Annotated in this window: 12 protein-coding genes; 9 read left to right on the forward strand and 3 right to left on the reverse strand. The window is 63.9% G+C overall.

The genetic code is table 11. The features are described from left to right. Nucleotides 1–4 precede the first annotated feature (4 nt). Both KTQ42_RS00470 and KTQ42_RS00475 read left to right on the forward strand, forming a co-directional pair. Nucleotides 5–799 (forward strand): endonuclease/exonuclease/phosphatase family protein, encoded by a 795-nt coding sequence (locus tag KTQ42_RS00470; protein WP_217343709.1) that lies wholly within the window; start codon nucleotides 5–7, stop codon nucleotides 797–799. Nucleotides 800–849: 50 nt separating this feature from the next. Then, complete coding sequence (locus KTQ42_RS00475; protein WP_217343710.1) at nucleotides 850–2,013, forward strand: phospholipase D-like domain-containing protein; 1,164 nt, start codon at nucleotides 850–852, stop codon at nucleotides 2,011–2,013. Between the two features lie 15 nt (nucleotides 2,014–2,028). Here the strand turns inward: KTQ42_RS00475 and KTQ42_RS00480 are convergent, their stop codons facing one another. Together KTQ42_RS00480 and KTQ42_RS00485 are read right to left on the reverse strand one after the other, a co-directional pair. Then, nucleotides 2,029–2,733 carry an anti-sigma factor gene (locus tag KTQ42_RS00480; protein ID WP_217343711.1) on the reverse strand — a complete coding sequence of 235 codons (705 nt, stop codon included), beginning with the start codon at nucleotides 2,731–2,733 and terminating at the stop codon, nucleotides 2,029–2,031. Beyond that, nucleotides 2,730–3,308: a sigma-70 family RNA polymerase sigma factor gene (locus KTQ42_RS00485; RefSeq protein ID WP_249222594.1), complete on the reverse strand. Its 579-nt coding sequence runs from the start codon at nucleotides 3,306–3,308 to the stop codon at nucleotides 2,730–2,732. The genes KTQ42_RS00480 and KTQ42_RS00485 overlap by 4 nt, the downstream gene beginning before the upstream one ends. 149 nt (nucleotides 3,309–3,457) lie before the next feature. Between KTQ42_RS00485 and KTQ42_RS00490 the strand changes: the two genes are divergently transcribed. The 6 genes from KTQ42_RS00490 to KTQ42_RS00515 all read left to right on the forward strand — a co-directional run bounded on the left by KTQ42_RS00490 (nucleotide 3,458) and on the right by KTQ42_RS00515 (nucleotide 11,738). Continuing rightward, a complete protein-coding gene (locus KTQ42_RS00490) occupies nucleotides 3,458–3,832 on the forward strand; it encodes an RNA-binding S4 domain-containing protein (protein WP_217343712.1) in 375 nt (124 codons plus the stop codon). Nucleotides 3,833–4,021: 189 nt separating this feature from the next. After that, complete coding sequence (locus KTQ42_RS00495; protein ID WP_217346755.1) at nucleotides 4,022–4,627, forward strand: TetR/AcrR family transcriptional regulator; 606 nt, start codon at nucleotides 4,022–4,024, stop codon at nucleotides 4,625–4,627. A gap of 77 nt (nucleotides 4,628–4,704) precedes the next feature. Further along, complete coding sequence (locus KTQ42_RS00500; protein ID WP_217343713.1) at nucleotides 4,705–6,495, forward strand: acyl-CoA dehydrogenase C-terminal domain-containing protein; 1,791 nt, start codon at nucleotides 4,705–4,707, stop codon at nucleotides 6,493–6,495. Between the two features lie 91 nt (nucleotides 6,496–6,586). Further along, nucleotides 6,587–8,974 carry a 3-hydroxyacyl-CoA dehydrogenase NAD-binding domain-containing protein gene (locus KTQ42_RS00505; RefSeq protein ID WP_217343714.1) on the forward strand — a complete coding sequence of 796 codons (2,388 nt, stop codon included), beginning with the start codon at nucleotides 6,587–6,589 and terminating at the stop codon, nucleotides 8,972–8,974. A gap of 10 nt (nucleotides 8,975–8,984) precedes the next feature. After that, the gene (locus KTQ42_RS00510; RefSeq protein ID WP_217343715.1) at nucleotides 8,985–10,181 is read left to right on the forward strand and encodes an acetyl-CoA C-acyltransferase; all 1,197 of its coding nucleotides are present in this window, start codon (nucleotides 8,985–8,987) and stop codon (nucleotides 10,179–10,181) included. Nucleotides 10,182–10,973: 792 nt separating this feature from the next. Beyond that, a complete protein-coding gene (locus tag KTQ42_RS00515) occupies nucleotides 10,974–11,738 on the forward strand; it encodes an enoyl-CoA hydratase (RefSeq protein WP_217343716.1) in 765 nt (254 codons plus the stop codon). A 102-nt stretch (nucleotides 11,739–11,840) separates the two neighbouring features. Here KTQ42_RS00515 and KTQ42_RS00520 read toward each other — a convergent pair whose 3' ends face one another. Further along, nucleotides 11,841–12,449, reverse strand: coding sequence for an OmpW family outer membrane protein (locus KTQ42_RS00520; protein ID WP_217343717.1), 609 nt, complete (start codon nucleotides 12,447–12,449; stop codon nucleotides 11,841–11,843). 310 nt (nucleotides 12,450–12,759) lie between these two features. On the opposite strand from KTQ42_RS00520, the gene KTQ42_RS00525 reads away from it, so the two are divergent. Continuing rightward, nucleotides 12,760–13,653, forward strand: coding sequence for a dihydrodipicolinate synthase family protein (locus KTQ42_RS00525; RefSeq protein WP_217343718.1), 894 nt, complete (start codon nucleotides 12,760–12,762; stop codon nucleotides 13,651–13,653). Nucleotides 13,654–13,685 lie beyond the last annotated feature (32 nt).

A 13,685-nucleotide genomic window follows, 5' to 3' on the forward strand; every position in this document is an offset into this window, starting at 1 on the left:
CCTCATGAAGCTGCGCATAGCCACTTACAACATCCACAAGGGCGTGTCGACGATAGGAAGCCGGCCCCGTGTCCATGCGCTCAAGCAAGCCCTGTCGGCCCTGGGAGCCGACGTGATTTTCCTGCAGGAAGTGCAGGGCAGGCATGACCTCCTGGCCCTGAAGCACTCCGCCAACTGGCCAAGCCAGAGCCAGCACGAATTCTTCGCCGGCGAGGACAAGCACTGCGCCTACGGCGTCAATGCGGTCTATGACCACGGCCATCACGGCAATGCGCTGGTCAGCAGCTTTCCTATCGCATCCTCGCGCAACCAGGATGTGTCGGACCATGCCTATGAATCGCGCGGCATCCTGCATTGCGTGGTCCAGTGCAACGATGTCGATGTGCATTGCTACGTGGTGCATCTTGGCCTGTTCGCAGGCAGCCGCAAGCGCCAGACCGATGCGCTGATCGATGCCGTGTCGTCATCGGCCCCGCCGGGCGCGCCGGTGATCATCGCCGGCGACTTCAACGACTGGAACAACAAGCTGAGCGACACCCTGCGCGCCGGCCTCGGCGTGACCGAAGTGTTCGACGAGAACCTGTCGCGGCGCGGCTTCGGCACCTACCTGCGGCTTCTGTCCGGCCGCGGCCCCAAGATCCAGCCGGCCCGCACTTTCCCGGCGGCGATGCCGCTGCTGCAGCTCGACCGCATCTACGTGCGCGGCTTCAGGGTGGCGTCGGCCAAGGTGATGCATGGCATCCTGTGGAGCCGCTTGTCCGACCATGCGCCGATCGTGGCGGAGCTTGAGCTGGCATAAGGCAGGGGATGGCGTTAGCGGTGAACGTGACTTATTTCAGGCGGTAATCCATGCGTCCGGTCTCCTACACCGCCAACAACAAGCTGACCCTGCTGCATTGCGGCGCCGAGTTCTTTCCCGAACTTGAAGCGGCATGCGACGGCGCGGTTTCCGAGATCTATCTGGAAACCTACATCTTCGCGGATGACCCTACTGCGCGCCGCGTCGAGGAAGCGCTGATCCGGGCCGCGAAGCGCCATGTGCGGGTGCATGTCATCACCGACTGGACCGGAACCGGCAACAGCCATACCAGGAAACTCAGGGAACGGCTGCTGGCAGGCGGCGTGCAGCATCGCAGCTTCAATCCCTTCTTCCGGCGCGGCGTGGCCCGCACCCACCGCAAGATCTGCGTGGTCGACCGCAAGGTCGCCTTTCTTGGCGGCCTCAACATCAATGACGACCTGATCTCGGACGACGATTCAGCCATGCCGCTGCCGGCGCCGCGCTGGGATTTCGGCGTGCGCATCACCGGACCGCTGGTGGCCGCCATCCACGAGGAAGTCACCACCCAGTGGGCCAGGCTGGGCAAGCTGGACCTGAAGCAGCGCATCGAACGCATCCGCAAGCTGCGCACCACCCATGTGGAGAACGTCAATGCGCCGGCCTTCGCGGCGCTGGTGGTGCGCGACAACCTGCGCAACCGCCGCACCATCCAGCGCGCCTACATGCATGCGCTCGGCCATGCGCGGGAAAGCGCCTGGCTGGCCAATCCGTATTTCGCGCCGGGCCGCAAGATGCGCGACGCGCTGTGCCGCGCCGCCGAGCGCGGCGTGGATGTGACGCTGCTGCTGGGCGTGGGCCAGTTCAGGATGCAGGACGCGGTGGCGCGCTCCTACTATCCCAAGCTGCTGGAGCATGGTGTGAAGATCTTCGAGTACCAGAAGACCCAGCTGCACGGCAAGGTGGCGGTGGTCGACGATGAATGGGCCACCGTGGGCTCCAGCAACTACGACGGCTTTTCGCTGTTCGTGAACCAGGAAGCCAACATCGTGGTCAAGGATGCGGAATTCGCGCACGCGCTGCGCGACCATATCCGCCACGGCGTCAGGGACGCAGTGCCTATCCATGCCGAGGAATTCCGCAACACGCCATGGCACCGGCGGGCCTGGTATGGCACCGCCTTCCTGATTTACCGCGGCCTGATGCGGCTCATCACCATGGGGCGCTATACCTGACAACCTGGCATGGCATCAGATGCGCAGCCAGGCGCCCTTGAAAACGATGGGCCCGGTCGGTCCGTCGGCCTTGGGCGAGCCGCCCTTTGGTTCGACCGTGACCGCCAGCAGCGCCACCGTGTCGGGCGTTGCGTTCTCCGGCAAGGGCAGGGTAATGCTGCCATCGGCGGCCAGCAGGCCCAGCGAGCGCGGATTGCCCTGCTTCGGCACGGCCCACAGCTCCAGGCTGCGGTCGGCCGCCACCGCCTGCGGTGTCACCAGCTTCACCGTCAGTTGATGCCGGCGGGCGTCGCCGGTGACCACCGCCACCGGTTGCGACTTGTCGTCGGCCAGCATGGCAACGAAGGACGGCGGCGCCTGAACGCCGACCTGCTGCGTCAGCAGCACGGCCGCCAGCACCATGGCCAGCGCGCTGGACGTCAGGCCAAGGCCGCGCCAGAAAGAGAGGCTCTCGCGCAGCCGCGACATCCAGCTGGAAGGCTGCGGCGCGATGCCGGTGGCGCGCGCGATGTTGTCCCACACCTGCAGACGCGGCGCCTCTGACGGCGCGAACTGCGCCAGCGGGCACAGCCTGTCCTGCCATTGCTCCACCACGCGCCGCATGGCCGCATTGCGCGCCAGCAGGGTGTCGAAGCGGCGGCGGGCGCCGTTGCGCAGCGTGCCCAGCACATACTCGGCGGCCAGCCGGTCTACCAGCTCGGGATTGCGTTCGATGTTCATGCGCCCTCCAGCCGGGTGAGGCAAGTGCGCAGCCGTTCCAGCCCGCGCCGCACCCAGGTCTTGACCGTGCCCAGCGGCAGCTTCATCTGTTGAGCCACCTCGCTGTGCGACAGGTCATGGTAGAAGGCCAGCGCAATGGCCTGCCGGTGCAGGCCTTCCAGGCGGGAAAAGCATTGCGCCAGCGCCTTGGCCTCGCCATCCATGCGAAGGGCGTCGAAGGGGCTGGGGTCGCTGCTTTCAAGGGCTTCCATCACATCCTTGTCAAAAGTATTGGCATCGATTTCCACCGTGGCATCCACGCGGCGCAGGAGGTCATAGGCCCGGTTGCGCACGATGGTCGTCATCCAGGTCATTGGTGCGGCTAATCCGGCCTGGTAGCTGCCGGCATTGTTCCAAACGCTGACGAAGCTCTCCTGCAAGACTTCTTCCGCCAGTTCCTTCCTGTTCAATATACGCAGCGCAAAGCCAAACAGTTTCGGCGATGTGGCGTCATACAGCGCGCGGAAGGCGGCCGCGTCCCTGCGGGCCACGGCGGCCAGCAGGCTTCGAAGCTGTTGCGGATCGGTATCGGACAAGGCCTGGGCCTCCTGAATCGGTGAAAGAGTTGCAGGGATGCATCAGACAGCGATTGTACGCATAAACCGCTGAGCGATATTCGTACAAATGATTGAAAATCGCGTAAAAACCGCGATATACAGGGTGGATTAGCTTATGGACGAAAGAAATGACGAATGAAAGTGTACGAATAGACAAGTGGCTGTGGGCCGCCCGTTTCTTCAAGACCCGCAGCATGGCAACCGACGCCGTCGACAACGGCAAGGTCAGGCTCAACGGCGACCGGGTCAAGCCGGCGCGCGGCGTCAAGCCCGGCGACCGGGTGGAAGTCGATAACGGTTCGACCGAATGGGAAGTGGTAGTGAAGGAACTGTCGGACGTGCGGCGTGCCGCCAACTTCGCCCAGGCGCTGTACGAGGAAACCGAAGGCAGCGTCGAACGGCGCGCCAAGGCTGCCGAAGACCGCCGCTATTTCCGCGAGCCGGGCGCCGATATGAAGGGCCGCCCAACCAAGCGCGACCGCCGCCTGATCAGCCGTTTCTGACCTGCCTCCTGGTTCCATGCTGCATTGCCGCATAGAACCAAATCTCTAGAACAGCCACTCTAGGTTGCAGTTTGACATTTAAGAGTGGCTGCATAATAGTACGAACGTTCGCATTCAGTTCGTTTCTGTTCCCATCGTTTTTTACAGGACTCACTGAGTTCCATCATGACTGACACGACACCGAAATTCATGCGCAAGGGCGAACTGACCCGCGCGGCGATCCTTGACGTAGCGCTTGGCCTGGCAAGCCGCGACGGCCTGGAGGGCCTGACCATCGGCCTGCTCGCCGACAAGATGAACATGAGCAAATCAGGCGTCTTTGCCCATTTTGGATCGCGCGAAGACCTGCAGATCGAAGTACTGAAGCTGTATCACCACCACTTCGAGCAGGAGGTGTTCTATCCCAGCATGCAGGAGCCGCGCGGCTTGTCGCGCCTGCAAAGCATGTTCTCGCGCTGGGTCAAGCGGGTGACGATGGAAATCGCTTCCGGCTGCATCTACATCAGCGGCGCGGCCGAGTACGACGACCGGCCCGGCGCGATACGCGAGGAACTGGTCGGCATGGTCAGGGCGTGGCAGGACGCGCTGCGTCGCTGCGTGGAGCAGGCGGTCGAGTGCGGCCATCTGCGCCCCGATACCGACCCGCAGCAAATGGTGTATGAAATGTATGGACTGGTGCTGGCGCTGCACCACGATGCACGCTTCATCAAGCGCCCCGGCAGCGTTGGCCGCGCGCAGGTCGGTTTCGACCGCCTGCTCGAAAGCTACCGCACCGTGGAAGTGGCAAGCCGCTGATGCGACACAGGAACTGAACCACTGTCGACAAGACAGTCCGACTGATCAATCTAGCCATCGCTCTTCTGGAGAAAAACATGGGTCAATACGTCGCCCCGATACGGGACATGCAGTTCGTGCTGCACGAGTTGCTGCAGGTCGAAAATGAATTGAAGCAGCTTCCGCCGCATGCGGAAGTCGATGCCGAGATCATCAACCAGGTGCTGGAGGAGGGCGGCAAGTTCACTTCCGAGGTGGTGTTCCCGCTCAATCACAGCGGCGACCGCGAAGGCTGCCGGCTGAATCAGGAAACCCATGAAGTGGCAACGCCCAAGGGCTTCAGGGAAGCCTACCGGCAGTACATCGACGCCGGCTGGCCGTCGCTGTCGGCCGACCCGGAATTCGGCGGCCAGGGCCTGCCGGTGGTGCTGAACAATGCATTCTATGAAATGCTGAATTCGTCCAACCAGGCCTGGACCATGTATCCCGGCCTGTCGCATGGCGCCTACGAGTGCCTGCATGCGCACGGCACGCCGGAGCAGAAACAGCTGTACCTGCCCAAGCTGGTGTCGGGCGAATGGACCGGCACCATGTGCCTGACCGAGCCGCATTGCGGCACCGACCTCGGCATGCTGCGCTCCAAGGCCGAGCCGCAGGCCGATGGTTCCTATCGCATCACCGGCGGCAAGATCTTCATTTCCGCCGGCGAGCATGACATGGTGGACAACATCGTCCACCTGGTGCTGGCCCGCCTGCCTGACGCGCCGGCCGGCACCAAGGGCATCTCGCTGTTCCTGGTGCCCAAGTTCATCCCGAATCCGGACGGCTCCCTGGGCGACCGCAACCGCATCTTCTGCGGCGCGATCGAGGAGAAGATGGGCATCCACGGCAATTCCACCTGCCAGATGAACATGGACGGCGCCACCGGCTGGCTGATCGGCCAGCCCAACAAGGGCCTGAATGCGATGTTCGTGATGATGAACGCGGCCCGCCTGGGCGTGGGCATGCAGTCGCTGGGCCTGACCGAAGTCGCCTTCCAGAATGCGCTGGTGTATGCGAAGGACCGCCTGCAGATGCGCAGCCTGTCCGGCGTGAAGGCGCCGGAAAAGCCAGCCGACCCGATCATCGTGCATCCGGACGTGCGCCGCATGCTGCTGACCGCCAAGGCCTATGCCGAAGGCGGCCGCGCATTCAGCTACTACACCGCCCTGCTGATCGACCGCGAACTGAACCACCCGGACGAGGAAGTGCGCAAGGACGCGGCCGACCAGGTTGCGCTGCTCACGCCCATCATCAAGGCCTTCCTGACCGACAACGGCTGGATCGCCACCTCCGAGGCGATGCAGGTCTACGGCGGCCACGGCTTCATCTCCGAGTGGGGCATGGAGCAGTATGTGCGCGACTCGCGCATCAACATGATCTACGAAGGCACCAACACTATCCAGTCGCTGGACCTCCTGGGCCGCAAGGTGCTGATGGATAACGGCGCCAAGCTGCGCAAGTTCGGCGCCCAGGTGCAGGCCTTCGTCGAGGAGAATGGCACCGATGAAGCCATGTCCGAGTTCATTACGCCGCTGGCCGACCTGGGCGACAAGGTCACCAAGCTGACCATGGAAATCGGCATGAAGGCTTTCCAGAACCAGGACGAGGTGGGTGCTGCTGCCGTGCCTTACCTGCGCGTGGTCGGCCACATGGTCTTTGCCTACTTCTTTGCCCGGATGGCCAAGATCGCGCTGGAGAAGCAGGACTCCGGCGACAGCTTCTACCAGTCCAAGCTGGGCACCGCGCGGTTCTACTTCGCGCGCCTCCTGCCTGAAACCGCGATGCTGATCCGCCAGGCCCGTTCGGGCTCGGCCAGCCTGATGGCGCTGGACGCCGACCTGATCTAAACCACGGAAAACCGCCGCAGCATCCCGCCGACCCGCTCGCTTGCAGCAGGTCGGCGCGGCGGTCCGCACCCAACGTTCCAGGACTACAACCATGTCAAATTTCATCGTCAAGAAAGTCGCCGTGCTGGGCGCCGGCGTGATGGGTGCGCAGATTGCCGCGCACTGCGTCAATGCCCGCGTGCCCGTGGTGCTGTTCGATCTGCCGGCCAAGGAAGGCCCGAAGAACGGCATCGTGCTGCGCGCCATTGAAAACCTGAAGAAGCTGAGCCCGGCGCCACTGGCCGACAAGGATCAGGCGGGGCTGATCGAAGTGGCCAACTACGAGGACGACCTCGACATCCTGAAAGGCTGCGACCTGATCATCGAGGCCATCGCCGAGCGCATGGACTGGAAGCATGACCTGTACAAGAAGGTCGCGCCCCACATCGCGCCGAATACGATTTTCGCTTCCAACACCTCCGGCCTGTCGATCACGGCGCTGTCGGAGGGTTTCGATGCCGACCTCAAGGCGCGCTTCTGCGGCGTGCATTTCTTCAATCCGCCGCGCTACATGCACCTGGTGGAACTGATCCCGACCGCCGCCACCCGTCCCGAGATCCTGGACCAGCTGGAAGGCTTCCTCGCCTCCACCCTGGGCAAGGGCGTGGTGCGGGCGATCGACACGCCCAACTTCATCGCCAACCGCGTCGGCATCTTCGGCATGCTGGCCACCATCCGCGAAGCCGAGAAGTTCGGCCTGTCGGTCGATGTGGTCGACGACCTGACCGGGGCGCGCCTGGGCCGCGCCAAGTCCGGCACCTTCCGCACTGCCGACGTGGTCGGCCTGGACACGATGAGCCATGTGATCCGGACCATGCAGGACAACCTGAAGGACGATCCTTTCTTCCCGGTGTATGAAACCCCGGCTTTGCTGGGCAAGCTGATCGAGGCCGGCGCGCTGGGCCAGAAGGCCGGCGCCGGCTTCTACAAGAAGGTGGGCAAGGACATCCAGCGCATCGACCCGGCCAGCGGCGGCTATGTGCCCGGCGGCGCCAGGGCCGATGACCTGGTGGGCCGCATCCTGAAGGAAAAGGACCCTGCCAAGCGCATGAAGGCGCTGCACGACTCGACCAATCCGCAGGCGCAGTTCCTGTGGGCGATCTTCCGCGACGCCTTCCATTACATCGCGGTGCACCTGGAAAGCATTGCCGACAATGCGCGCGACGTCGATTTCGCGTTGCGCTGGGGCTTCGGCTGGAGCCAGGGCCCGTTCGAGAACTGGCAGGCCGCCGGCTGGCAGCAGGTCGCGACCTGGGTCAGGGAAGACATCGAGGCCGGCCGCGCGCTGTCGAATGCGCCGTTGCCTGACTGGATCTTCGATGGCCGCGACGGCGTGCACACCGCGGAAGGCTCCTGGTCGCCGGCGAAGAAAGCCTATGTGCCGCGCTCCGACCTGGCCATCTATGGACGCCAGCCTTTCCGCGCGCCGCTGCTGGGCGAAGGCGCGGCCGATGGCAGCAAGGCTGGCACCACGGTGTTCGAGGACGACTCGGTGCGCGCCTGGCATGGCGGCGACGAGGTGCTGGTGCTGTCCCTGAAGACCAAGATGCATGTGATCGGGCCGGGCGTGATCGCCGGCCTGAACCGCGCCATCGACGAAGCCGAGGCCAGCTACAAGGGCCTGGTGATCTGGAATGCGGATGCGGCGCAGGGCGGCGCATTCTCGGCCGGCGCCGACCTGCAGGCCATGCTGCCGGTATTCATGTCCGGCGGCGTCAAGGCGATCGGGCCGGAAGTGGCCAAGCTGCAGAATGCGCTGATGCGCATGAAGTACGCCAATGTGCCGGTGGTGGCTGCGGTTGCCGGCCTGGCGCTGGGCGGCGGCTGCGAGCTGGCGCTGCATGCGGCCAAGCGCGTGGCCGCGCTGGAAACCTATATGGGCCTGGTGGAAGTGGGTGTGGGCCTGGTGCCGGCCGGCGGCGGCCTGAAGGAAGCGGCGCTGCGCGCGGCGGCCGATGCCAAGGGCAACGACCTGCTGCAGTTCCTGAAGACCTGTTTCACCAATGCCGCCACCGCGCAGGTATCGAAGTCGGCACTGGAAGCGAAGAAGATGGGTTACCTGTCGGCCAACGACACCATCGTCTTCAATGCCTACGAGCTGCTGCACGTGGCCAGGGTGGAAGCGCGCGCCATGCATGATGCAGGCTACCGCGCGCCGAACCGCGCGCTGTTGCCGGTCGCCGGCCGCTACGGCATGGCCACCATCGGCGCGCAGCTGGTCAACATGCGCGACGGCGGCTTCATCTCGGCCCACGACTACAAGCTCGGCATGATGATTGCCGAGATCGTCAGCGGCGGCGATATCGAACCCAACAGCCTGGTGTCGGAGCAGTGGCTGCTCGACCTCGAACGCAAGGCATTCATGGAACTGCTCGGCCATCCGAAGACGCAGGAGCGGATCATGGGCATGATGCAAACCGGCAAACCGGTGCGCAACTAGGAGAATGGAAATGAGCCAACAAATACAAGACGCCTACATCGTCGCCGCCACCCGCACGCCCATCGGCAAGGCGCCGCGCGGCATGTTCCGCCATACCCGCCCGGACGACCTGCTGGTACGGGCAATGCAATCGGCCGTGGCGCAGGTGCCGGGGCTCGACCCGGCGCTGATCGAGGATGCCATTGTCGGCTGTTCCTTTCCGGAAGCCGAGCAGGGCCTGAACCTGGCCCGCATGGCGGTGCTGCTGGCTGGCCTGCCCAAGACCGTGGGTGGCGTCACCGTCAACCGCTATTGCGCCTCGGGCATTACCGCGGTGGCGATGGCGGCCGACCGCATCCGCGTCGGCCAGGCCGACGTGATGATCGCGGCCGGTGTCGAATCGATGTCCATGGTGCCCATGATGGGCCATCATCCCTCGATGAACATGGGCATCTTCAAGGACGAGAATGTCGGCATGGCCTATGGCATGGGCCTGACCGCGGAAAACGTCGCCAAGCAATGGAAGGTGTCGCGCGAGGCGCAGGACCAGTTCGCGCTGGAGTCGCACCTCAAGGCCATCCGCGCCCAGCAGGCCGGCGAGTTTGCCGATGAGACCACTGCGGTGGACATCATCGAGAAATTCCCGAACCTGGCCAGCGGCGAGATCGACGTGAAGACCCGCACCGTGAGCGTGGATGAAGGCGCGCGCGCCGACACCAGCCTGGAAGCGCTTGCCAGGCTGCGCCCGGTGTTTGCCGCCAAGGGCACGGTCACGGCCGGCAACAGCTCGCAGACCTCCGACGGCGCCGGCGCGCTGATCCTGGTCAGCGAGAAGATCCTGAAGCAGTTCAACCTGACGCCGCTGGCCCGCTTTGCCTCATTCGCGGTGCGCGGCGTGCCGCCCGAGATCATGGGCATCGGTCCGAAGGAAGCGATCCCGGCGGCGCTGCGCGCGGCCAACATCACGCAGGACCAGATCGACTGGTTCGAGCTGAACGAGGCCTTTGCCGCGCAGGCGCTGGCGGTGATCCAGGACCTGGGACTGGACCCTTCCAGGGTCAATCCGATGGGCGGCGCGATTGCGCTGGGCCATCCGCTGGGGGCGACCGGGGCGATCCGGTCTGCTACGGTCGTGCATGCATTGCGTCGCAGGAATCTGAAGTACGGCATGGTGACCATGTGCGTGGGGACGGGGATGGGGGCGGCTGGCATCTTTGAACGGATGTAGGGGTGGAAGCGGTTGCGGTTGTGGAGCTTTCGCAGTTGCATTTGCTTCTGCTTCTGCCGTTGCCGTTCAAGTCCCTTGAGCGCGCCGTGACGGCGATGCCTGAAGCGGATAAGGTGCGGCGCCTTTCGTAGGGTGGAATACCCCGAAGGGGCATTCCACGGTTGGTCGATCTAGCCAGAGCTTTGCGTTTACCTATCGTTCCAAAGCCAAAGCCAAAGCCAAAGCCAAAGCCAAAGCCAAAGCGACAGTGCTGCCCGTGCCTTGCCGGGTGAGGCAATGCGGCTGCACTGCCGTGGAGGCAAGCCGGGAATCCGTCCCGGCGGCCGGGTCACTTTTTTTGCTTCGCCAAAAAAAGTAACCAAAAAAAGGCGACCCGGTGATCGCGCCCTGCTGACGCAGGGTGCCCGTGCCAGCGGTGCCCGGAGCGGGGTGCGGCTAAACTCGCTACACTGCGTTTCGCTCAGACAGACGCCGCACCTTATCCGCTCCGGGCACCGCTGACACGGCGCGCTCAACGGGACTTCACTGCAACCGCAACGGCAACGGCAACGGCAACGGCAACGGCAACGGCAACGGCAACGGCAACGGCAACGGCAACGGCAACGGCAACGGCAACCGCAACGGCAACGGCAACGGCAACGGCAACGGCAACGGCAACGGCAACGGCAACGGCAGAAGCAAGGGCAGCATTAGATGCGTTGGCCCCGCCACCTCCCGAACCGCATTACGTCACAATCTTTACTGAAGAATCATCTGTTCCATCACTTACTTCATCAACAACCAGGAGACGATATGGATATCAGCATCGAACAAGCTAACGGCATCTGCACGATCCGCTTCAACCGCCCGGAGAAGAAGAATGCCATTACCGGCGCGATGTACCAGACGATGGCCGAGGCGCTGGCTGCGGCTGAGGCCGATAGCGCGGTGAGGGTGGTCGTGTTCGCCGGTCATCCCGGTATCTTCACCGCCGGCAATGACCTGGAAGACTTTCTGAAGCAGCCGCCGCAGGGCGAGAACAGTTCGGTGTTTCGCTTCATGGCCGCATTGAAGGGCGCGACCAAGCCGGTTGTGGCGGCGGTCAGCGGTGCGGCGGTAGGCATCGGCACCACGATGCTGCTGCATTGCGACCTGGTGTATGCGTCGGACAATGCGAAGTTCTCGATGCCGTTCAGCCAGCTTGGGCTGTGCCCGGAATTCGCTTCCAGCCTGCTGCTGCAACGCGTCGCCGGCTACCAGCGCGCGGCCGAGAAGCTGATGCTGGGTGAAGCCTTCCTGGCCGACGAGGCACGGCAGATGGGACTGGTGAACCGGGTGCTGCCGGCGGCTGAACTCGAATCCTTCGTGCAGGTCCAGGCCGCCAAGCTGGCAGCCTTGCCGGCTTCTTCGGTGCGTACCACCAAGCTGCTGATGAAGCAGGGCACTGCTAGCGATATCGATGCGCAGATGGCGCAGGAGGGCGAGCATTTCCGCCGCATGCTGACCGCGCCGGAAGCCAAGGAAGCATTCACCGCCTTCTTTGAAAAGCGCAAGCCCGACTTCAGCCGCTTCTCCTGACGGCCTGGCCCGCCCCGAACGGCGCTGCTGCATGGCGCGGCGTTGGGATGCCGCTGATGCGCGCATCTCAACCAACCCTTCCAGCCGTGGCACTGCGTTTCGTCAGAAGCGATAACCCACGCCCACACCGAACAGCACGGGATCAAGCTTCACCCGGCTGATCTGCTCGCCAGCCATGGAGACGTCGCTGCGTATCTGCACCTTCTTCACATCCACATTGATCGACCAGTTGCGGTTGAGCTTGACGTCGAAGCCAGCCTGCAGCGCCAGGCCCCAGCTGTTCTTCTCCAGATTGATATCGTTGTCCAGCCTGACGCCGGAAATGCGGGTGTAGTTGATGCCGGCGCCCAGGTAGGGGCTGAAAGTGGCATCGGGCAGGAAGTGGTACTGCAGTGTCAGCGTCGGCGGCAGGTGCTTGAAGCTGCCGATGCTGGTGCCATCCACTTTCACGGTGTGCTTCTGCGGATAGGTCAGCACCAGTTCGGCGGCCCAGTTCGGCGTGAAGAAGTAGGAGATATCCACTTCGGGAATCGTCTTCTTGCTTACCGTGATGAGGTCAGGTTCCGTGACGCCGCCGATCGGAGAGGAACGATCGGCCGGGTCGATATGCACGGCGCGGGCGCGGACCATCCATGGGGATTCCTGGGCGAAGGCAGCGCCGGCTGTCAGTATGGCGGCGGCGATGGCAATCGTGATGACTGTTCTTTTCATGATGCTCCCTGGTTGATTGAAACGCCGCCAGCATATTTTCCCGCTCGGGCCAGCCGGTTGATGCAGGTCAATTTTTTCCGTGGGTCAAAATTTTGTGGCGTAACAGCCACCACGCGTTTTGGGCTGTCCCGATTGAGCGTGCCGCGATATGGACACCATGAGACTGTGCCTATGTATCCGCCTCATGTCCCCAGGCGCCTGGCATCGAAGGGTGGCAACAATGTGCCGGCTTGTGCATCGCTGTGGATGAATGTCATGATGCGCAGACCCGTCCGACAGCATCCAGCCCAACCAGCAAGGAGAATCCAGCATGTTCCATGGCCTGAGTGCCTTCCCCCTGACGCCGATGAATGAAGACGCCATCGATGAAGCTGCCTTCGCACGGCTGCTTGAGCGCCTGGTGCGGGCGCGGGTCGATTCGATCTGCGTACTGGGATCGACCGGCAACTATGCCTATCTGGGCATGGCCGAGCGCAAGCGGGTCGCGGAGCTGGCGCTTGACCATGCAGCGGGCGTGCCGATGATGGTGGGCATCGGCGCGCTGCGCACCCGGGATGTGCTGGCGCTGGCCGAGCATGCGCAGAAGGCAGGGGCGGATGCCGTGCTGCTGGCGCCGGTGTCCTACCAGAAGCTCACCGACGATGAAGTCTTTGGCCTGTATGAAGCGGTAACGCGTTCCCTTTCCGTGCCGCTGTGCGTGTACGACAATCCGGGCACGACCCATTTCAGCTTCAGCGACGCATTGCATGCCCGCATCGCGCAATTGCCCCGGGTCGTTTCGATCAAGATTCCCGGCGTGCCGCTTGACGCCGGGGCGGCAAGGGAACGCGTGCAGCGTCTGCGGGCGCTGATTCCGTCGCATGTAACGATAGGCGTGAGCGGCGATGCCCATGGCGCTGCCGGGCTCAATGCCGGATGCGACGCCTGGTACTCGGCCATTGGCGGCCTCCTTGCCAGGCCGCTGCTGGCCATCACGCGTGCCGCACAGGCCGGCAATGCCGGCGAAGCCACACGCCTGTCCGGGCGCCTGCAGCCTTTATGGGCGCTGTTGCAGCGCCATGGCAGCCTGCGGGTGGTTGCGGCCGCCGCCGAACTGCTGGGCCTGGTTGCCAGCCCCAGCCTGCCCTTGCCGCTGCAGGCGCTGGCGGGAGAGGACCGGCAGCAATTGCACCGCATGCTGGAAGAACTGAAGCTGGCGGACTAAGTTTTTCCCGGCCCGAAGCTGGCAGCGGCTGC

It is taken from the genome of Noviherbaspirillum sp. L7-7A (genome assembly GCF_019052805.1).
In the GTDB taxonomy this organism is placed as follows: Bacteria; Pseudomonadota; Gammaproteobacteria; order Burkholderiales; family Burkholderiaceae_D; genus Noviherbaspirillum_A.

Bases quoted from the DNA above. Each gene is read 5' to 3' on its own strand.
- KTQ42_RS00470 (WP_217343709.1), top strand. From the start codon at position 5: ATGAAGCTGCGCATAGCCACTTACAACATCCACAAGGGCGTGTCGACG.
- KTQ42_RS00475 (WP_217343710.1), top strand. From the start codon at position 850: ATGCGTCCGGTCTCCTACACCGCCAACAACAAGCTGACCCTGCTGCAT.
- KTQ42_RS00480 (WP_217343711.1), bottom strand. From the start codon at position 2,733: ATGAACATCGAACGCAATCCCGAGCTGGTAGACCGGCTGGCCGCCGAG.
- KTQ42_RS00490 (WP_217343712.1), top strand. From the start codon at position 3,458: ATGACGAATGAAAGTGTACGAATAGACAAGTGGCTGTGGGCCGCCCGT.
- KTQ42_RS00495 (WP_217346755.1), top strand. From the start codon at position 4,022: ATGCGCAAGGGCGAACTGACCCGCGCGGCGATCCTTGACGTAGCGCTT.
- KTQ42_RS00500 (WP_217343713.1), top strand. From the start codon at position 4,705: ATGGGTCAATACGTCGCCCCGATACGGGACATGCAGTTCGTGCTGCAC.
- KTQ42_RS00505 (WP_217343714.1), top strand. From the start codon at position 6,587: ATGTCAAATTTCATCGTCAAGAAAGTCGCCGTGCTGGGCGCCGGCGTG.
- KTQ42_RS00510 (WP_217343715.1), top strand. From the start codon at position 8,985: ATGAGCCAACAAATACAAGACGCCTACATCGTCGCCGCCACCCGCACG.
- KTQ42_RS00515 (WP_217343716.1), top strand. From the start codon at position 10,974: ATGGATATCAGCATCGAACAAGCTAACGGCATCTGCACGATCCGCTTC.
- KTQ42_RS00520 (WP_217343717.1), bottom strand. From the start codon at position 12,449: ATGAAAAGAACAGTCATCACGATTGCCATCGCCGCCGCCATACTGACA.
- KTQ42_RS00525 (WP_217343718.1), top strand. From the start codon at position 12,760: ATGTTCCATGGCCTGAGTGCCTTCCCCCTGACGCCGATGAATGAAGAC.